Here is a 19343-nt window from a genome sequence, read left to right on the forward strand (position 1 = left end):
TTCGACCAGAGCGCGCAACTGTGGGGTCGGGACGGATCGCTCTTGGCCACGACCTATCAGATCGTCTATTTCAAGGCCTAGCGTTGTCGGCCGGTGAGTGAGTTCGTCGAACTGATCTGCGCAAGCAAAAGATTTTCCGAAGGAACAACCGCATCGAGTTGGTGGCGACCTTTTTCTGGGCGCGCTCGATGGGGCGCCGCTACTGTGCGGGCAGTGGATCGTCGTCAGCGTTGGGGCCGCGAAGCGTCATGACATCGGAGATTGCGGTCAGATCCCGGGTCCGGCCAGGTTGCGCCGATCCGTAGAATCAAGACAGCGGCGTCGATCCGGCCATCACCGGGGAGCCTTCGGAAGAACAGCCCGCACCTGCAGTGCCGGGCCCAGTAGAGCCGAACGGGTAGGCCCGTCACAGCCCAGCGATGAGCGGCCACGCCTCGGTGTGGCAAGCGGGGTGGTACCGCGGCGCATGCGCATCAGCGCATCGTCGTCCCCGTGCCAGACGACGGCACTTGGAGACGACGCGCAGTGACCGAGAACACCTATCCGAAGCCGGCGGCCGGCGCTCCCGATTTGCCGGCACTCGAACTCGAGGTACTCGACTACTGGGCGAGCGACGACACATTCCGAGCCAGCATCGACCGTCGTGCGGACGCCCCTGAGTACGTCTTCTACGACGGGCCGCCCTTCGCCAACGGTCTCCCGCACTACGGGCACCTGCTCACCGGCTACGTCAAAGACATCGTCCCGCGCTACCGCACCATGCGTGGCTACAAGGTCGAACGCCGCTTCGGCTGGGACACCCACGGCCTGCCCGCCGAACTCGAAGTCGAGCGGCAACTGGGCATCACCGACAAATCCCAGATCGACGCGATGGGCATCGCCGCCTTCAACGACGCCTGCCGCGACTCGGTGCTGCGCTACACCGACGAATGGCGTGCCTACGTCACCCGCCAGGCCCGCTGGGTCGACTTCGACCACGACTACAAGACACTCGATCTGCCCTACATGGAATCGGTCATCTGGGCGTTCAAACAGTTGTGGGACAAAGGCTTGGCCTACGAGGGCTACCGGGTGCTGCCGTACTGCTGGCGTGACGAGACCCCATTGTCCAACCACGAGCTGCGGATGGACGACGACGTCTACCAGAGTCGGCAAGACCCGGCCCTGACGGTCGGATTCGCCGTCACCGAAGGCGATCTCGCGGGCGCCTACCTACTGGTGTGGACCACGACGCCGTGGACTCTGCCGTCGAACCAGGCGGTCGCCGTCAACCCCGACGTCAGCTACGTGCAGGTGCAGGCCGGCGAGCACCGCGTCGTGCTCGCCGAAGCGCGACTGGCCGCCTATGCCAGGGAATTCGGCGAAGAGCCAGAGGTGTTGGGCACCTACCGCGGCAGCGAGTTGATCGGCACGCGGTACCGCCCGCCGTTTGCGTATTTCATGGACTCTCCCAACGCTTTTCAGGTGCTGGAGGCCGACTTCGTCACGACCGAGGACGGCACCGGGATCGTCCATCTGGCCCCGGCCTACGGCGAGGACGACAAGGCGACCGCCGACAAAGTCGGTATCGTGCCGGTGACACCGGTCGACGCCAAGGGCCGATTCGACGTCACCGTGCCGGATTACCAGGGGCAGCACGTCTTCGATGCCAACCCGCACATCATCCGGGATCTCAAGAACGGAACCGGGCCGGCCGCCGCCAACGGTGCGGTGCTGATCCGCCAGGAAACCTACGACCACCCGTACCCGCACTGCTGGCGATGCCGCAATCCGCTGATCTACCGGGCGGTGTCGTCGTGGTTCATCCAGGTCACCGACTTTCGTGACCGGATGGTCGAACTCAACCAGCAGATCACGTGGTATCCCGATCACGTCAAAGACGGCCAGTTCGGTAAGTGGCTGCAGGGGGCCCGCGACTGGTCGATCTCGCGGAACCGCTACTGGGGCACCCCGATTCCGGTGTGGGTTTCCGATGATCCGACCTATCCGCGGATCGACGTCTACGGCAGCCTCGACGAGTTGGAGCGCGACTTCGGCACCCGGCCCGACAATCTGCACCGGCCCTACATCGACGAGCTCACCCGGCCCAACCCCGACGACCCGTCCGGTCGGTCGACCATGCGGCGCATTCCGGACGTGTTCGACGTGTGGTTCGACTCCGGTTCGATGCCGTATGCGCAGGTGCATTACCCGTTCGAGAATCGCGACTGGTTCGACAGCCACTACCCGGGCGACTTCATCGTCGAGTACATCGGACAGACCCGCGGCTGGTTTTACACCCTGCACGTGCTGGCCACCGCGTTGTTCGACCGGCCGGCATTCAAAACCTGTGTCGCGCACGGGATCGTGTTGGGCAGCGACGGCGCGAAGATGAGCAAGTCGCTGCGCAACTACCCCGACGTCAGCGAGGTGTTCGACCGCGACGGCTCCGATGCCATGCGCTGGTTCCTGATGGCCTCACCGATCCTGCGCGGCGGCAATCTGATCGTCACCGAGCAGGGCATCCGCGACGGCGTGCGCCAGGTGCTGCTGCCGTTCTGGAACGCCTACAGCTTCCTGGCGCTCTATGCCCCGAAAATAGGTACCTGGCGCACGGATTCGCGCCACGTCCTGGATCGCTACATCTTGGCCAAGTTGGCGGTACTGCGCGACGACCTGACCGCCTCGATGGACTGCTGCGACATCTCGGGGGCCTGCGAGCAGTTGCGTCAGTTCACCGAGGCGTTGACGAACTGGTATGTGCGACGGTCGCGTTCGCGGTTCTGGGAGGAAGACCCCGATGCAATCGACACCTTGCACACGGTGCTGGAGGTGACGGCACGGCTCGCGGCGCCGCTCTTGCCGATGACGACCGAGATTATTTGGCGCGGGATCACCGGCGAGCGTTCGGTGCACCTGTCCGATTGGCCGGCGGCCGATCAACTGCCGGCGGACGCCGCGCTGGTGAGCGCGATGGACCAGGTGCGCGAGGTGTGCTCGGTGGCGTCGTCGCTGCGTAAAGCAAAGAAGCTGCGGGTGCGGCTACCGCTGCCGAAACTGACTGTCGCGGTGGAGGATCCGGAGCGGCTCGCGCCGTTCACCGATCTGATCTCCGACGAGCTCAACGTCAAGGCGGTCGAGCTCACCGACGACATCGCCGGCTACGGCCGCTTCGAGCTGACCGTCAATGCCAAGGTCGCCGGGCCGCGGCTGGGCAAGGACGTCCAGGCCGCGATCAAGGCGGTCAAGGCGGGGGAGGGCGTCGTCAACGCCGATGGCTCGCTGACCGCCGGCCCAGCGGTGCTGCAGCCCGAGGAGTACAGCTCGCGGCTGGTGGCCGCCGACCCCGAATACACCGCGCCGCTGCCCGGCGGAGCGGGACTGGTGGTGCTGGATGCCACCGTGACCCCCGAGCTCGAGGCCGAAGGCTGGGCCAAGGACCGCATCCGTGAACTGCAGGAGCTGCGCAAGTCGACCGGCCTCGATGTGTCCGACCGGATCAGCGTGGTGATGTCGGTGCCGGCCGAGTGCGTCGAGTGGGCAGCGGCGCACCGCGACCTGATCGCCGGGGAAATCCTGGCCACCAGCTTCGAATTCGGTGAACCAGGGTCTGCCGCCGCGGAGATCGGTGACGGCGTGCGGGTGTCGCTGGTCCGGGCTTGAGATCGGCGGGACAGCCCGGCCGTTGAACCCGGACCCAGTGGCTGTGGATGGGGGAGTCGGCGCACGGGCGAAAGGGCCTATCCGGTGAATCCGAAAGTGCTTTTACCGCGCTGCTTTTCGAGTAACGGTGTCGATGGATGCGCTCTCGTTGAGGATGGGTCGTTGACAAGGACGAGTCTTGGAAGCACCGTTCGTGGGAACTGAAGCATTGCGTGCGGGAACGCTGTCCGAGCACGAGCTTCGGCTGTCCTGCACGCGCGTCTACCGCAACGTACACCTGCGCCGCGGGCCCGAGCTCAGCGCGGAAAGCCGGGGCCCTCGCCGCATGGCTCTGGTCGGGCCGACAGGCCGTCGTAGCGGGCAACTCCGCGGCTGCTTTGCTCGGCGCCAAGTGGGTCGACGCGCGAGCTCCCGCCGAGCGGATCTGCGACCGGAAACGTCCGCCGCCGCTGATCATCACCCGCAACGAGACGCTGCTTACCGGTGAGACGGTGACCGTCAACGCCATCCCGGTGACGTCGCCTGCCCGTACCGCGTTCGACCTCGGTCGGCGGCCCGGGCTGCAGAAGCCGTCATCCGCGTGGACGCCTTGGCTCGGGCCACCGGAGTGACGGCCGCCGATGTAGCGGCGGTGGCCGACCATCACCGCGGTGCTCGAGGTATCAGGCAGTTGCGTCGGATGTTGCCGCTCGTCGACGCCGGTGCCGAATGGCCGCAGGAGTCCAGGACCAGGTTGCTGGTGGTCGCGGCGGGTCTACCACGGCCGAAAACACAGATTGAGGTGCTCGACGATTGGGGTCGGGTACTGGCCCGCATCGATATGGGGTGAGGCGTTCCGCGAGTAGCCGGATCGGTACTTGCACCCTCGTCGGTGGCGTTCACATGTCCGCCGCGCAATAGCATCGACGGTGATGGATTCGCGCTGGGTGCTGCACCTCGACATGGACGCGTTCTTTGCGTCGGTCGAGCAGCTCACCCGGCCCACGCTGCGGGGGCGTCCGGTGCTGGTCGGCGGGCTGGGCGGTCGCGGGGTCGTGGCCGGCGCCAGCTACGAATCGCGGGTGTTCGGCGCGCGCTCGGCGATGCCGATGCATCAGGCGCGGCGGTTGATCGGCGTGACGGCGGTGGTGCTGCCGCCGCGCGGAGCGGTGTACAGCGTGGCCAGCCGCAGGGTGTTCCACGTGGTGCGCCGGCTGATTCCCATTGTCGAGCAGTTGTCATTCGACGAAGCCTTCGGCGAGCCAACCGAATTGGCCGGTGCAACGGCGACAGAAGTGGAAGACTTCTGCGCGCAATTGCGGCGACGGGTGCACGAGGAGACTGGGCTGATCGCTTCGGTCGGCGCCGGATCGGGCAAGCAGATCGCCAAGATCGCCTCCGGTTTGGCCAAACCCGATGGCATCGCGGTCATCCGGCGCGCCGACGAGGAGCGGCTGCTCGACGGTCTCGCGGTGCGCAAGCTCTGGGGCATCGGGCCGGTCGCCGACGAAAAGCTACATCGACTGGGTATCGAGACAATCGGTGAGTTGGCCGCGCTGAGCGAAGGCGAGGTGGCCAGCATCCTGGGTGCCACGATCGGGCCCGCATTGCACCGGCTCGCGCGCGGGATCGACGACCGCCCGGTGGCCGAACGCGCAGAAGCCAAGCAGATCAGTGCCGAGTCCACCTTCGCAGCCGACCTGACCACGCTCGCGGACCTACGTGAGGCAATCGCCCCGATCGCCGAGCACGCCCATCAACGGCTGTGCCGAGACGGCCGCGGCGCGCGGACCGTCACGGTCAAGTTGAAGAAGGCGGACATGAGCACGCTGACCCGGTCGGCGACACTGCCCTACGCCACCACCGAGGCCGCCGCGCTGACCGCCATGGCTCGTCGGCTACTTCTGGACCCGCGCGAGGTCGGTCCGATTCGGCTTCTTGGCGTGGGCTTTTCGGGTTTGACCGACGTGCGGCAGGACTCGTTGTTTCCGGACCTGGAGCTGACCATGGCCGACGCCGATCTGGACGGTACGCCGCCGCAGCGGGACGCCGTCGTCGTCCCGCCCGTTACCGCCGCTACGGGCTGGCGGATCGGCGATGACGTCACGCACCGCGAGTTGGGGCACGGCTGGGTGCAGGGCGCCGGGCACGGCGTGGTTACCGTCCGATTCGAAACCCGTGGCAGCGGCCCGGGCCCGGCGCGCACCTTCGCCTCCGACACCGACGACATCGCTGCGGCGAACCCGATCGACAGCCTCGACTGGGCGGACTACCTCGCGGACGCGGCGTCAGAGCACCCGCTCGACGACGTCGCCCAGGGATAGCCCCGCGGCCAGCGCCGCCATCGTGAGCACCCTGGCCTGGCTCGGCGGCAGCACCGGCACCATCACAGCGCCGGCGTCGACCAGGTCGCGGCCAGGGCCGTAGCCCGGGCTGACCCCGCCGCCGACCACCCGGGTCGACACCGCGACCGTGACACCGTCGCGACAGTGCTGTTGCACCCGGGCGGTCACGGCGTCGGCGACGTTGCCCGACCCCAGGGCCTCGAGCACGATGCCGCGAGCCCCCGCGGCCACGAACGCGTCGATCGCGACCGCGTCGCCGCCGGCATAGGCCGCGACGATGTCGACGCGCGGGGCGCTGACCGCGATCAGCTCGCCCAGGTAAGGCCGAGTCTTTTTGCGCGCCAGCGTTACTTCGCTGTTGACGACGCCAACAAGCTCGCCGGCAAAGCCGATGCCCCGGGCTACCTTGTGCAGGCCGGACGGTCGCAGAATCTGACCCGCAAAGGACACCAGGACGCCGATGTCGCGCGCGTCGGGGGCGGCGGCCACCGTCACCGCGTCGCGCAGATTGGCCGGTCCGTCCGCATCGGGGGCGTCGGCACCGCGCATCGCACCGGTGATCACCAGCGGGGCGGCGCCGGCGTAGGTGAGGTCCAGCCACAGCGCCGTCTCCTCGAGGGTGTCGGTGCCGTGCGTCACGACCACGCCGCGGGCACCGCCATCGGCGGCGGACCGGGCCGCCGCGCCGATCACGTCCCAGTCGGCCGGGGTCATCTGCGAGCTGTCTTTGGCCATTACATCGATCACGTCGACGTCGAGGCCGGCGGCGAGATCCGCGCCGCGGTGCACCGGACGCTGCACCCCGTCGGGCGCTGCTCTGCTGGCGATGGTCCCGCCGGTGGCGATGACGGTCACGCGGCTCATGGCGAAATCATCCCGCATCGGCGGGCGCTGCGGATCGGCGCCGGCGGACTAGTGGATGATGGAGGCGTGACGGACCAACCGGTGACCGCGGCGGACAAGGCAGGAGAAGCCGAGGCCAGGCCGCGCCGTCGCCTTCCGCTGTTGCTGTCGGTCGCCGCAGTCGTTCTGGCGCTGGACATCGTGACCAAGGTGCTCGCGGTCAAGCTGCTGACCCCCGGCCAATCGGTGCCGCTCATCGGCGAAACCGTGACCTGGACGTTGGTCCGTAACTCCGGGGCCGCGTTCTCCATGGCGACCGGTTACACCTGGATGCTGACCTTGATCGCCAGCGCGGTGGTGGTCGGCATCATCTGGATGGGCCGACGGCTGGTGTCGACGGGCTGGGCCATTGGTCTCGGGATGATCCTGGGCGGCGCCACGGGCAACCTCGTCGATCGATTCTGCCGCGCACCCGGTCCGCTGCGCGGGCATGTCGTGGACTTTTTGTCGATCGGGTGGTGGCCGGTGTTCAACGTCGCCGACCCCTCGGTCGTCGGTGGGGCTATCCTGCTGGTCACGCTGTCGGCGCTCGGTTTCGATTTCGACACCGTCGGTCGTCGCGCCGACGACGATGCGGAGCGTGGCGACGCGGAGGAGCGGCGCCGTGGGGTGGGCGCCGACGACGATGCGGAGCGTGGCGACGCGGAGGAGCGGCGCCGTGGGGTGGGCGCCGACGACGATGCGGAGCAGCCTGCCGAAGGCGCCGACGGGTCTCGATGACCGAACGCTCGATGCTCGTGCCAGAGGGCCTCGCGGGCATGCGTGTCGATGCCGGGGTCGCCCGATTACTGGGCGTTTCGCGCACGGCTGCCGCGGCGATGGCCGAGGAGGGCGGCGTCGAACTCGACGGGGCTGCGGCCGGCAAGTCCGACCGACTGACCGCCGGGGCATGGCTGCAGGTGCGACTGCCCCAGCCGCCGGCCCCCATGGAAAACACGCCCATCGACATCGAGGGCATGGACATCCTGTACTCCGACGACGACATCGTCGTCATCGACAAACCGGCCGGAGTCGCCGCCCACGCGTCGGTCGGCTGGACCGGGCCGACCGTACTCGGCGGGCTGGCCGCGGCCGGCTACCGGATCACCACCTCGGGAGTGCACGAGCGGCAGGGGATCGTGCATCGCCTCGACGTCGGCACCTCCGGGGTGATGGTCGTCGCGATCTCCGAGCGCGCGTACACGCTACTCAAACGCGCGTTCAAACAGCGCACCGTAGACAAGCGGTATCACGCTCTGGTGCAAGGACATCCGGATCCCTCCAGCGGCACCATCGACGCACCGATCGGCCGTCACCGCGGTCACGACTGGAAATTCGCTGTCACCTCCGACGGCAGGCACAGCCTGACCCACTACGACACGGTCGAAGCCTTCGCCGCCGCCAGTCTGCTCGACGTGCACCTGGAAACCGGCCGCACTCACCAGATCCGGGTGCATTTCGCGGCACTGCATCATCCCTGCTGCGGCGACCTGACCTACGGCGCCAACCCGAAACTCGCGGAAAAGCTTGGGCTGCAACGGCAGTGGCTGCACGCCCGATCGCTGTCATTCATCCACCCCGGCGATGGTCGGCAGGTCGAGTTCGTCAGCCCCTACCCGGCGGATCTACAGCACGCGTTGGCGGTGCTGCGCGCTGATCACTGAGCCGGCTTGCGGGCTTCGGCCAGTATCCGCGTGGAGTGCGCGACGAAAGGTCCGTTCGCCTCGATCTGCTCGTGCATGTCGCGCAGTCGGTCGCGATAGCGATCGACGGTGAAGTCGGGCACGGTCCAGACCACCTTGCGCAGGAAATAGATCACTGCGCCGATGTCGAAGAACTCGGCCCGCATGCGCTCCAGGCGCATCTGCAAGACCTCCAGGCCGGCGGCCTGCGCCCGTGCGGTCTGGGTATCTGGTTGCAGCTCAGCCCATTTCGCGGGTTGCGGACCGAGAAAGTATTCGACCAGTTCCCGCATCGTCGCGGGCCCGATCTGCTGAGCGAAGTAGCTGCCCCCGGGCCGCAACACGCGCGCAATCTCTGCCCACCGCACCACGATCGCGTGCCGACTGGTCACCAGGTCGAACGCTGCATCGGCGAATGGCAACGACGCCTCGTCGTGCGTGGCCACCACCACGACCCCGCGTGGATGCAGCAGTTGGGTGGCCAGCGCCGCGTTCGGTGGCCAGGATTCGGTGGCGGCCATCGTCGGCGGAAAGGTCTCGGCCCCGGAGAGCACCTCGCCGCCGCCGGTGTCGATGTCCAGTGCCGCGGCCGCGGTCGCCAGTCGCTGGCTCATCAGCCGCTGATACCCCCACGACGGCCGCTGTTCGGTGGCGCGGCCGTCGAGCCAGGAGAACTCCCAGCCGTCGACGGGAGCGGCGGTGGCTTCGGAAACCAAGTCGTCGAACGTGCGGCCCATGGTCACATTGTCGCCGACACCGCCACAGCGCGACAGCGCGACAGTCAGACCACCGCTTTGATGTCCTTCGCGGTGATCTCGCCGGCCAGCGGCGTGATCGCATCGAGGATGGCGGTGATCGTGTCGGGGTGCAACCCGGCGGCAGCCAGCGAATCGCCGAAATGCGCTGCCACCAAGTCGAAGTGATACCGCGTGATTCCGCGGCCCTCGTGCACATGTCGCATCGACGAGCCGGTATAGGGGCCGGGCCCACCGAGCATCGCGCTGAGGAATTCCACCTGCCGTGCTTTCACGCACCTCATGTCGGCGCCGGCGTAGAAAACCGCCAGCCGATCGTCGTCGAGTACCCGGCAATAAAAGTCCTCGACAACGACGTCGAGAGCGTCGTGTCCGCCGATCTGTGCATACAGCGATACCGCGCGCGGCCGGCGGAATCGGGCGAGTATTCCCATGTTCAACAGCGGACCACCGGGCGGTTGCCTGACGGTTAGGACTCCATCACCGGGTGGTTACCGGTCGTAACAACCGGATTGCGGCGAGAATGACCTGAACTGGCCGGCGATGTAGCAGACTCGGTGGGGAATTCAGCGCAGCCATTGTCGGGAGCGTGAAGGCTATGAATCTGGGTGATCTGACGGGTCTCGTCGAGAAGCCGCTGGCCGCTGTGTCCAACCTCGTCAACACCCCGAACGCGGCCGGCCGATACCGGCCGTTCTACCTGCGCAATCTGCTCGACGCGGTGCAGGGCCGCACCCTCGAAGACGCCGTGGCGGGCACGATCACCTTGATCACCGGCGGATCGTCGGGCATCGGCGAAGCGGCAGCGAAGAAGATCGCCGAAGCCGGCGGCGAAGTCGTACTCGTCGCGCGCACCCGGGCGAACCTGGACAAGGTGGCCGAAGAAATTCGAGCCATCCGAGGCGGTACCGCACACGTCTATCCCTGCGACCTGGCCGACATGGACGCCATCGCCGCGATGGCCGACCAGGTACTGGCCGATCTCGGCGGTGTCGACATGCTGATCAACAACGCCGGACGGTCGATCCGGCGCTCGCTGGCGCTGTCCTACGACCGGATCCACGATTATCAGCGCACCATGCAACTGAACTATCTGGGCGCGGTGCAGTTGATTCTCAAGTTCATTCCGGGGATGCGGGAGCGCGGATTCGGGCAGATCATCAACGTGTCCTCGGTCGGCGTGCAGACCCGGGCGCCGCGGTTCGGCGCCTACATCGCCAGCAAAGCGGCGCTGGACAGCCTCTGCGACGCGTTGCAGGCCGAGGTGATCGGCGACGACATCAAGTTCACCACCGTGCACATGGCGTTGGTTCGGACGCCGATGATCAGTCCCACGACGATGTACGACAAGTTCCCCGCGCTGACACCGGAGCAGGCCGCCGGCGTGATCACCGATGCGATCGTGCAGCGGCCGCGGCGATCCAGCTCGCCGCTCGGTCAGTTCGCCGCCGTCGTCGACGCGGTCAACCCGGCGGTGATGGACCGGGTGCGCAACCGCGCCTTCAGCATGTTCGGCGACTCGACCGCCGCCAAGGGCGGCCAATCCAGCAGCGAAACAACAGAATTCGATGACCGAAGCGAAACCTTCGTGCGGGCGACCCGCGGAATTCACTGGTGAGGCGATCATGAGTCTTCCGAAACCGACCAACCAAGCCCCCGTCGTCATCACCGGCGCCTCGTCCGGTATTGGTACCGAACTGGCCCGCGGGCTGGCCCGGCGCGGCTATCCGCTGCTGTTGGTGGCGCGCCGCAAGGAGCGCATGGACGAGCTGGCCGCCGAACTGCGCGGGCAATACTCGGTCGATGTCGAGGTCCAGCCGCTGGATCTGTCGGACGCCGGATCACGCGAGAAGCTGGCGAACCGGCTGCGGACCGAAGCCGTCGCGGGTCTGTGCAACAGCGCGGGTTTCGGCACCAGCGGTGTCTTTCACGAATTGGCGATCGAGCGCGAAAGCGAAGAGGTCGTGCTCAACTCGCTGACGCTGATGGAGCTGACTCACGCCGCGCTGCCCGGCATGGTCGAGCGCGGTGCCGGGGCGGTGCTCAACATCGCCTCGATCGCCGGGTTCCAGCCGATGCCCTACATGGCCGTCTACTCGGCGACCAAAGCCTTTGTGCAGACGTTCTCCGAAGCCGTCCACGAGGAACTGAGCGGAACGGGTGTGTCGGTGACGGTGCTGTGCCCGGGTCCGGTGCCGACCGAATGGGGCGAAATCGCCAACGCCGAGCGGTTCAGCATCCCGATCGCGCAGGTGTCGCCGCACGACGTCGCCGAAGCCGCCATCGCCGGAATGGTCGACGGCAAGCGCAGCGTGGTACCTGGGCTCGTGCCCAAGGCCGTCAGCCTCGGCGGCCGGTACATGCCGCGCACGCTACTGCTGCCGGGCCTGCGCATCGGCAACCGCTTCCGCGGGGGACCACGGCGCTGATGGCAGCAGTCGAGTTGTACGGATATTCATCCCGGCGCGGACTCACCTGACCGGAAGACCCTGCAGGGCCGGCCGACCGGAGTAGCCTGACACGGTGTTAGAGGGGGCTCGCAGAGCGAGTTTGGCCGACGGCAGGGGTGTCTTCGGCTGGATCGGCGTTGTCGTATCGCGGTGGCCGTGGGCGGTCATCGGCTGCTGGGTGGCGCTTGCCGTCGTGCTGTCGTTGACGATTCCCTCGCTGACCGTGATGGCCAGCAAGCGGCCGGTCCCGATACTGCCGGCCGACGCCCCGGTGCTACAGACGACGAAACAGATCTCCGAGGCCTATCACCAGTCCGGCGACGAGAACGAAAACGTCCTGCTGGTCGTCCTGACCGACGACGACGGACTGAACCCCGCCGATCTCTCCACCTACCGGCGGCTGGCCGATAACTTGCGCCCGGACACCCGCGACATCGTCATGCTGCAGGACTTCGTCCACACGCCGGCCCTGCGTGACGCGATGACCAGCAAAGATCACAAAGCCTGGTACCTGCCGATGGTGATCGCCGGCGGCGTCGGCACACCCGAATTGCACGAGGCGTTCGGCCGGGTCGCCACGATCGTCAAGGACTCCGTCGCCGGGTCGACGCTCACAGCGCACCTGACCGGCCCCGCGGCGACCGGCGATGACCTGATGTACATCGGTATCCGCGACATGCACGTGATCGAGACCGCGGTCGCGCTGATGGTCCTGATCATCTTGTTCGTCGTTTACCGGAATCCGCTCACGATGATGTTGCCGCTGATCACCATCGGCGTCTCGGTAGGGGTTGCGCAGTCGGTCGTGGCGGGAATCGCCGAGCTTGGTCTCGGAGTCTCCAGTCAGACGATCACGCTGATGACGACGATGATGGCCGGCGCCGGCATCGACTACGCGGTTTTCCTGATCAGTCGTTACCACGACTATCTGCGGCAGGGCATGGATTCGGATGAAGCGGTCGCCAAGGCGTTGACGTCGATCGGCAAGGTCATCGCGGGGTCGGCGGCCACGGTGTCGGTCACCTTTCTCGGGATGGTCTTCACCCATTTGGGAGCTTTCAGAAACGTCGGTCCGGCGCTGGCCTGCTCCATCGCGGTGGCGTTGTGTGCGGCGGTGACGTTCTTGCCGGCCCTGATGGTGCTGGCCGGCAGACGCGGCTGGCTCAAGCCACGACGCGAACTCACCAGCCGCTTCTGGCGGCTGTCCGGAACACGTATCGTGCGCAAGCCGGTGGCCCATCTGGCGGGCAGCCTCAGCGTGCTGCTCATCCTGGCTAGCTGCGCGATGTTTGCCCATTTCAACTACGACGACAGCAAGACACTTCCAGAGTCCGTCGAGAGCGCTATTGGATATTCCACGCTGGCCCAACACTTTCCGCTGAACGCGACCATCCCCGAGTATCTCGTCGTGCATTCGACGGCAGACCTACGTAAGCCCGCCGCGCTCGTCGAGTTGAAGCAGATGGAGCAGCGGGTCAGCCAACTGCCCGACATCGCGGCGATCCGGCAGGCGCCGGTGCCCTCGGCAAAATCGAACGACAGCAAGCACGCCGCGAACGGCACGCTGCCCGACAAGATCGGCAAGGGCGGTAAGTCCGCTGACAAGCCGGGCAACAAGGATCTCGAGGAAGCCGAAGGCTTCCCCAACGTGGCAGCACTGTTGTATTCGGTGTCCAGCACCGAGTCTGTCGACCTCACCCCGGACCTCGGAAGTCTCGGCCTGCCGCCCGGTGTGTCGCTTCCGGCCGGACCGGCCGCGCCCAAACCCGTCGATGACACAGCCATGTTCGTCAGCACCGTGCGCGGTCTCGGCTTTGCGATGTCGGTCGACATCGCGGAGATCGCCAACACCGTCAACGCCGCACCCGTGACGGTGCTGGACGTGGTCGCCACCGCCGACCGCGACGGCGGAGCGCTGAAGAAGATGTCGGAGTTCGCCGAGCAGTTGTCGTCGTTCCCCGATGAACCGTCCATGGAGGCGGCCTCGCGGGATGTGCGCCGGATCGTGAACAAGGCCCGAAACGACTTGCGAATACTGAACGGCGACGCGCCGCTCGGGCAGGACCGCGCCGCGCCACCCCAGAAAGAAGCGCACACCTACGCCGACGCGGTCCAGCAGATGATCGATGAGGTCAAGGCGCTGATCAAGGACACCTCGCACACTGGGGGAGGCCTGAACAGCGCGCTGACGGCATTCATCTCACCCGACGGGCACACTGCCCGGTATCTGGTGCAGACCAACCTCAACCCGTTCGCCACCGACGCGATGAACCAGATTCGCGAAATCACCGACGCCGCTCGCGGGCCGCATCCGCGCGGGCTGATGAAGGACGCGTCGATTTCGGCGTCGGGTGTCACCGCGATGCTGCGAGACACCCGCGCCTATTACGGCCAAGACATCGACCTCATCGTCGTGATGACCATCCTGATCGTGTTCGCAATCCTGGTCGCGATACTGCGCGCAGTCGTAGCGCCGCTGTATTTGATTGCGTCGGTGGTGATTTCGTATCTCTCGGCGCTCGGTGTCGGCGTGATCGTCTTCCAGTTCGTGCTCGGACAGCCGCTGACGTGGAGCATCCCCGGGTTGACCTTCATCGTGCTGGTCGCCATGGGCGCCGACTACAACCTGCTGCTGATCTCGCGGCTGCGCGAGGAGTCGCCGCACGGCATCCGCTCCGGCGTCATCCACACGGTGAGCTCGACCGGTGGTGTGATCACCGCGGCCGGGGTCATCTTTGCCGCCTCGATGTTCGGCATGCTGTTCGCCAGCATCAGCACCCTGGTGCAAGCAGGTTTCATCATCGGGACCGGGCTGCTGTTGGACACGTTCCTGGTGCGCACCATCACCGTGCCCGCGATCGCCGTACTGGTCGGCGACTGGAACTGGTGGCCGTCGAAACCGCCGCCGCCCCCGCCGCGCCAGCGTCGGGCACGCTCGGCCGAGTCGGAACCGCCGGCGATGCCGATCGTCGACGAGCAACGCCCGAGCGGCAGCCATGCCGCGACAGGCTCGGGAACGGTGGCGCTTCACCCGTGAGCCCGCGCGGGGCGGTGAGTCGCAGGTCGCGACGTGCCCCGGTGCCGTGGTTCAGAGCTTGGAGTATTCGACGATCATGGCGACGCCGACGCAGATGACGACGACGGCCGTCAGTCCTGCGGACAGGGGAACGAGGTAGCGCGAGCGCGGCGTCTGGCCGGCGCTCACCGCGTCGAGCACCCGCCGGTAGCGCGACCGCACCGCGACGAAACTGCCTGCGGCAACCACCGCGGTCAGGACGATCCCCGGCCACACTGGGAAGTGTTCGACCATGGACCAGCGCACCACCAGCGCACCGATGGCGACCATGCTCATGCTGCTGCGCTGCCAGGCCAGCGCCGTGCGCTCGGCGGCCAGGCCCGCGAAGGGTGGGTTGTCCCGGTTCACCTAACGACCGATCTCGGCGAGGCAGATGAGGGCGGCCGCCGCAGCGATGATGATTCCAAGTCCCGACACGATGATGCGCGGCATGGGATCGATCGGCAGCGGACGGTTTTCTCGCAATGCCCGCTCGGCCCGTTCCCAGCGCCGGTACGCGCCGGCCGTCACAATTAGCGACAAACTCAGCAGCATCACGCTGATACCGATCCGAAAGAACTTGGGGCCGAAATCATGGACGAGGCCGGCCAGCGCGATCGCACCGGCGAGTAACGCCAGGCCGGTGCGGATCCAGGCCAGCAACGTCCGCTCATTGGCCAGTGTGAACCGATAGTCAGGATCGGTGCCGAGTGAGTGCAGGGGTGGCTTCCGCTGGCGCATGTCACCTTCCCGGTTTGCGAAGACTGTTACTGGCTACGCTAGCTATTGGGGCGGTGTGGCGGCGACGTGCGAGCCCACGTCCAGCAAGTTGGCACCAGACTCCCAGACTCCCAGACTCCCAGGCGCCCGGACTTCCAGACACACTCCGCGACATGCCGGTGGCTGTCGGTGTCCGGTTCTAGACTGGCGACCCTATGGCCGATCCGTCTGCTCTTCGCGCAAGCGCTCACAGCGCGTCGTTCGTGCATCTGCACAACCACACCGAATACTCGATGTTGGACGGTGCCGCGAAGGTCTCGCCGATGTTGGCCGAGGCCCAGCGCCTGCAGATGCCCGCAATCGGGATGACCGACCACGGCAACATGTTCGGGGCCAGCGAGTTCTACAACGGGGCCACCGCGGCCGGCATCAAACCGATCATCGGCATCGAGGCATATATCGCGCCGGCGTCGCGTTTCCAGACCAAGCGCGTCCTGTGGGGTGATCCGGGGCAGAAGAGTGACGACGTCTCCGGCAGCGGCGCCTACACACACATGACGATGATGGCCGAGAACGCCACCGGGCTGCGTAACCTGTTCAAACTGTCATCGTTGGCCTCGTTCGAGGGCCAGCTCGGCAAGTGGCCGCGGATGGACGCCGAACTGATCGCCGAGAACTCCACCGGCATCATCGCCACCACCGGCTGCCCCTCCGGGGAGGTGCAGACCCGGCTGCGACTTGGTCATCACCGCGAAGCGCTCGAGGCAGCGGCCAAGTGGCGGGAGATCTTCGGGCCGGAGAACTTCTTCCTGGAGTTGATGGATCACGGGCTGTCCATCGAACGCCGGGTGCGCGACGGGCTGCTGGAAATCGGTCGCGCGCTGGACATTCCGCCGCTGGCCACCAACGACTGCCACTACGTCACCCGCGACGCCGCGCACAACCACGAGGCGCTGCTGTGCGTGCAAACCGGCAAGACGCTAACCGACCCCACCCGGTTCAAGTTCGACGGCGACGGCTACTACCTCAAGTCGGCCGCCGAGATGCGCGAGATCTGGGACGGCGAGGTCCCGGGTGCCTGCGACTCGACCCTGCTGATCGCCGAGCGGGTCAGCTCGTATGCCGACGTGTGGGCGCCCCGCGACCGGATGCCGGTCTTCCCGGTGCCCGAGGGCCACGACCCGGCGTCCTGGCTCCGCCACGAAGTCGAGGCCGGCCTGCGGCGCCGTTTCCCCGACGCGACGCCCGAGGGTTATGTCGAACGGGCCGCCTACGAGATCGAAGTCATCTGCGACAAGGGTTTTCCGTCTTACTTCCTCATCGTCGCCGACCTGATCAACTATGCCCGCTCGGTCGACATTCGGGTCGGCCCCGGCCGGGGCTCGGCGGCCGGCTCGCTGGTCGCCTACGCATTGGGCATCACCGATATTGACCCTATTGAGCACGGGTTGCTGTTCGAGCGGTTCCTCAACCCCGAGCGCGCGTCGATGCCCGACATTGACATCGACTTCGACGACCGCCGCCGGGGCGAAATGGTCCGCTATGCCGCCGAGAAGTGGGGATCGGACCGGGTCGCGCAGGTCATCACTTTCGGTACCATCAAAACCAAAGCGGCGCTGAAGGATTCCGCCCGAATTCACTACGGGCAGCCGGGCTTCGCGATCGCCGACCGGATCACCAAGGCGCTGCCGCCGGCGATCATGGCCAAAGACATCCCGCTGTCGGGCATCACCGACCCCAACCACGAGCGCTACAAAGAGGCCGCCGAGATCCGCGGTCTGATCGACACCGATCCCGATGTGCGCACCATCTACCAGACCGCCCGCGGCTTGGAAGGTCTGATCCGGAACTCCGGCGTGCATGCCTGCGCTGTGATCATGAGCAGCGAGCCGCTGACCAACGTGATCCCGCTGTGGAAGCGGGCGCAAGACGGCGCGATCATCACCGGCTGGGACTACCCGTCGTGTGAGGCGATCGGCCTGCTGAAGATGGACTTCCTCGGACTGCGCAACCTGACCATCATCGGCGACGCGCTGGTCAACATCAAAGAAAACCGCGGGATCGATCTCGACCTCGAGTCGCTCGCGCTCGACGACCCGGCCACCTTCGAATTGCTGGGTCGCGGCGAGACGCTGGGGGTGTTCCAGCTCGACGGCGGCCCGATGCGCGACCTGCTGCGCCGCATGCAGCCCACCGGGTTCGAGGACATCGTCGCGGTACTCGCGTTGTACCGCCCGGGCCCGATGGGCATGAACGCCCACAACGACTACGCCGACCGCAAGAACAACCGGCAGGCGATCAAGCCGATTCACCCCGAACTCGAGGAGCCGCTGCGCGAGGTCCTCGCCGAAACCTACGGCCTGATCGTGTATCAGGAGCAGATCATGCGCATCGCGCAGAAGGTGGCCGGCTACTCACTCGCCCGAGCAGACATTCTGCGTAAGGCCATGGGCAAGAAGAAGCGCGAAGTGCTGGAGAAGGAGTTCGAAGGCTTCTCAGAAGGCATGCAGGCCAATGGGTTCTCGGCTAAAGCGATCAAAGCGCTGTGGGACACCATTCTGCCGTTCGCCGACTACGCGTTCAACAAGTCGCACGCCGCCGGGTACGGCCTGGTGTCCTACTGGACGGCGTATCTGAAGGCAAACTATCCCGGCGAGTACATGGCCGGGCTGCTCACCTCGGTTGGTGACGACAAAGACAAGGCCGCGGTCTACTTGGCCGACTGCCGCAAGCTCGGCATCACGGTGCTGCCTCCGGACGTCAACGAGTCCGGGCTGAACTTCGCCTCGGTGGGCACCGACATCCGCTATGGCCTGGGCGCGGTGCGCAACGTCGGCGCCAATGTCGTTGCGTCGCTGATCAATACCCGCACCACGAAGGGCAAGTACACCGACTTCTCCGACTACCTCAACAAAGTCGACATCGCGGCGTGCAACAAGAAAGTCACCGAGTCGCTGATCAAAGCTGGCGCCTTCGACTCGCTCAAGCACCCGCGCAAGGGGCTGTTTCTGATCCACACCGACGCGGTGGACTCGGTGCTCGGCACCAAAAAGGCCGAGGCAATGGGGCAGTTCGACCTGTTCGGCGGCGACCCGACCGACGGGGGAGCGGGGGCTGACGCGGTGTTCACCATCCGGGTTCCCGACGAGGAATGGGACGACAAGCACAAACTGGCGCTCGAGCGCGAGATGCTGGGTCTGTACGTGTCCGGGCATCCGCTCAACGGGGTCGCGCACCTGCTGGCCACCCAGGTCGATACCGCGATACCGGCGATCCTCGACGGCGACGTCGGCAACGACACCATGGTGAAGGTCGGCGGCATCCTCGCCTCGGTGAACCGGCGGGTGAACAAGAACGGAATGCCCTGGGCGTCAGCGCAACTGGAAGATCTCACCGGCGGCATCGAGGTGATGTTCTTCCCGCACACGTACTCCGCTTTCGGCGCTGACGTCATCGACGATACCGTGGTCATCGTGACCGCCAAGGTCGCGATCCGCGACGACCGGATTTCACTGATCGCCAACGATCTGGTGGTGCCCGATTTCAGCAATGCGCAAGTGAACCGCCCCCTTGCGGTGAGTCTGCCGACCCGTCAGTGCACCATCGACAAAGTCAGCGCCCTCAAACAGGTTCTGGCGCAACACCCCGGCACGTCGCAGGTGCATCTGCGCCTGCTCAGCGGTGAGCGGGTCACCACCCTGGAATTGGACCCGTCGCTGCGCGTGACGATGTCGCCGGCGTTGATGGGCGACCTCAAGGCGCTGCTCGGTCCGGGCTGTCTGGGCGGCTAGTCTCGTCGAGGTAAAGCAGCGGTCTAACCGGTCCGGGCACAG

Annotated in this window: 15 protein-coding genes; 10 read left to right on the plus strand and 5 right to left on the minus strand. The window is 66.5% G+C overall.

The window, feature by feature from the left end; genetic code table 11:
- The first annotated feature begins 525 nt into the window (after nucleotides 1-525).
- From ileS to AC2VOG_RS14335, 4 genes are all read left to right on the plus strand, one after another.
- Nucleotides 526-3642, plus strand: a complete 3117-nt coding sequence (gene ileS, locus AC2VOG_RS14320; RefSeq protein WP_486940551.1) for an isoleucine--tRNA ligase — start codon at nucleotides 526-528, stop codon at nucleotides 3640-3642.
- Between the two features lie 377 nt (nucleotides 3643-4019).
- Complete coding sequence (locus AC2VOG_RS14325; protein WP_486940552.1) at nucleotides 4020-4253, plus strand: hypothetical protein; 234 nt, start codon at nucleotides 4020-4022, stop codon at nucleotides 4251-4253.
- On the plus strand, nucleotides 4223-4471 hold the full coding sequence (locus AC2VOG_RS14330) for a hypothetical protein (protein ID WP_486940553.1): 249 nt from the start codon (nucleotides 4223-4225) through the stop codon (nucleotides 4469-4471). The genes AC2VOG_RS14325 and AC2VOG_RS14330 overlap by 31 nt, the downstream gene beginning before the upstream one ends.
- Nucleotides 4472-4553: 82 nt before the next feature.
- Entirely contained in the window at nucleotides 4554-5945 is a 1392-nt protein-coding gene (locus tag AC2VOG_RS14335) for a DNA polymerase IV (RefSeq protein WP_486940554.1), read from the plus strand.
- On the opposite strand, the gene AC2VOG_RS14340 is transcribed toward AC2VOG_RS14335, so the two are convergent.
- Complete coding sequence (locus AC2VOG_RS14340) at nucleotides 5910-6830, minus strand: asparaginase (protein ID WP_486940555.1); 921 nt, start codon at nucleotides 6828-6830, stop codon at nucleotides 5910-5912. The two genes, AC2VOG_RS14335 and AC2VOG_RS14340, sit on opposite strands and share 36 nt — an antisense overlap.
- A 66-nt stretch (nucleotides 6831-6896) precedes the next feature.
- Between AC2VOG_RS14340 and lspA the strand changes: the two genes are divergently transcribed.
- Together lspA and AC2VOG_RS14350 are read left to right on the plus strand one after the other, a co-directional pair.
- Nucleotides 6897-7589: a signal peptidase II gene (gene lspA / locus AC2VOG_RS14345; RefSeq protein WP_486940556.1), complete on the plus strand. Its 693-nt coding sequence runs from the start codon at nucleotides 6897-6899 to the stop codon at nucleotides 7587-7589.
- The gene (locus AC2VOG_RS14350) at nucleotides 7586-8512 is read left to right on the plus strand and encodes an RluA family pseudouridine synthase (protein WP_486940557.1); all 927 of its coding nucleotides are present in this window, start codon (nucleotides 7586-7588) and stop codon (nucleotides 8510-8512) included. The genes lspA and AC2VOG_RS14350 overlap by 4 nt, the downstream gene beginning before the upstream one ends.
- On the opposite strand, the gene AC2VOG_RS14355 is transcribed toward AC2VOG_RS14350, so the two are convergent.
- Both AC2VOG_RS14355 and AC2VOG_RS14360 read right to left on the minus strand, forming a co-directional pair.
- A complete protein-coding gene (locus tag AC2VOG_RS14355) occupies nucleotides 8506-9267 on the minus strand; it encodes a class I SAM-dependent methyltransferase (protein WP_486940558.1) in 762 nt (253 codons plus the stop codon). The two genes, AC2VOG_RS14350 and AC2VOG_RS14355, sit on opposite strands and share 7 nt — an antisense overlap.
- A 44-nt stretch (nucleotides 9268-9311) precedes the next feature.
- A complete protein-coding gene (locus AC2VOG_RS14360; protein ID WP_486940559.1) occupies nucleotides 9312-9719 on the minus strand; it encodes a group I truncated hemoglobin in 408 nt (135 codons plus the stop codon).
- Nucleotides 9720-9883: 164 nt separating this feature from the next.
- On the opposite strand from AC2VOG_RS14360, the gene AC2VOG_RS14365 reads away from it, so the two are divergent.
- The 3 genes from AC2VOG_RS14365 to AC2VOG_RS14375 all read left to right on the plus strand — a co-directional run bounded on the left by AC2VOG_RS14365 (nucleotide 9884) and on the right by AC2VOG_RS14375 (nucleotide 14772).
- On the plus strand, nucleotides 9884-10903 hold the full coding sequence (locus AC2VOG_RS14365) for an SDR family NAD(P)-dependent oxidoreductase (RefSeq protein ID WP_486940560.1): 1020 nt from the start codon (nucleotides 9884-9886) through the stop codon (nucleotides 10901-10903).
- 7 nt (nucleotides 10904-10910) lie between these two features.
- Nucleotides 10911-11714: an SDR family NAD(P)-dependent oxidoreductase gene (locus AC2VOG_RS14370; RefSeq protein ID WP_486940561.1), complete on the plus strand. Its 804-nt coding sequence runs from the start codon at nucleotides 10911-10913 to the stop codon at nucleotides 11712-11714.
- A gap of 151 nt (nucleotides 11715-11865) precedes the next feature.
- Complete coding sequence (locus AC2VOG_RS14375; protein ID WP_486940565.1) at nucleotides 11866-14772, plus strand: MMPL/RND family transporter; 2907 nt, start codon at nucleotides 11866-11868, stop codon at nucleotides 14770-14772.
- A 51-nt stretch (nucleotides 14773-14823) separates the two neighbouring features.
- Here AC2VOG_RS14375 and AC2VOG_RS14380 read toward each other — a convergent pair whose 3' ends face one another.
- Nucleotides 14824-15159 carry a DUF202 domain-containing protein gene (locus AC2VOG_RS14380; RefSeq protein ID WP_486940562.1) on the minus strand — a complete coding sequence of 112 codons (336 nt, stop codon included), beginning with the start codon at nucleotides 15157-15159 and terminating at the stop codon, nucleotides 14824-14826.
- Entirely contained in the window at nucleotides 15160-15531 is a 372-nt protein-coding gene (locus tag AC2VOG_RS14385; RefSeq protein ID WP_486940563.1) for a YidH family protein, read from the minus strand.
- Between the two features lie 194 nt (nucleotides 15532-15725).
- On the opposite strand from AC2VOG_RS14385, the gene dnaE reads away from it, so the two are divergent.
- Nucleotides 15726-19301, plus strand: a complete 3576-nt coding sequence (gene dnaE / locus AC2VOG_RS14390) for a DNA polymerase III subunit alpha (protein ID WP_486940564.1) — start codon at nucleotides 15726-15728, stop codon at nucleotides 19299-19301.
- Nucleotides 19302-19343: the final 42 nt, after the last annotated feature.

The organism is Mycobacterium sp. TH-M11 (assembly GCF_057473725.1).

What these genes read in the sequence shown, in the direction of transcription:
- dnaE (WP_486940564.1), top strand. Translation starts at nt 15,726, where the DNA reads ATGGCCGATCCGTCTGCTCTTCGCGCAAGCGCTCACAGCGCGTCGTTC.
- AC2VOG_RS14385 (WP_486940563.1), bottom strand. Translation starts at nt 15,531, where the DNA reads ATGCGCCAGCGGAAGCCACCCCTGCACTCACTCGGCACCGATCCTGAC.
- AC2VOG_RS14350 (WP_486940557.1), top strand. Translation starts at nt 7,586, where the DNA reads ATGACCGAACGCTCGATGCTCGTGCCAGAGGGCCTCGCGGGCATGCGT.
- AC2VOG_RS14370 (WP_486940561.1), top strand. Translation starts at nt 10,911, where the DNA reads ATGAGTCTTCCGAAACCGACCAACCAAGCCCCCGTCGTCATCACCGGC.
- AC2VOG_RS14335 (WP_486940554.1), top strand. Translation starts at nt 4,554, where the DNA reads ATGGATTCGCGCTGGGTGCTGCACCTCGACATGGACGCGTTCTTTGCG.
- AC2VOG_RS14365 (WP_486940560.1), top strand. Translation starts at nt 9,884, where the DNA reads ATGAATCTGGGTGATCTGACGGGTCTCGTCGAGAAGCCGCTGGCCGCT.
- AC2VOG_RS14355 (WP_486940558.1), bottom strand. Translation starts at nt 9,267, where the DNA reads ATGGGCCGCACGTTCGACGACTTGGTTTCCGAAGCCACCGCCGCTCCC.
- AC2VOG_RS14360 (WP_486940559.1), bottom strand. Translation starts at nt 9,719, where the DNA reads ATGGGAATACTCGCCCGATTCCGCCGGCCGCGCGCGGTATCGCTGTAT.
- AC2VOG_RS14340 (WP_486940555.1), bottom strand. Translation starts at nt 6,830, where the DNA reads ATGAGCCGCGTGACCGTCATCGCCACCGGCGGGACCATCGCCAGCAGA.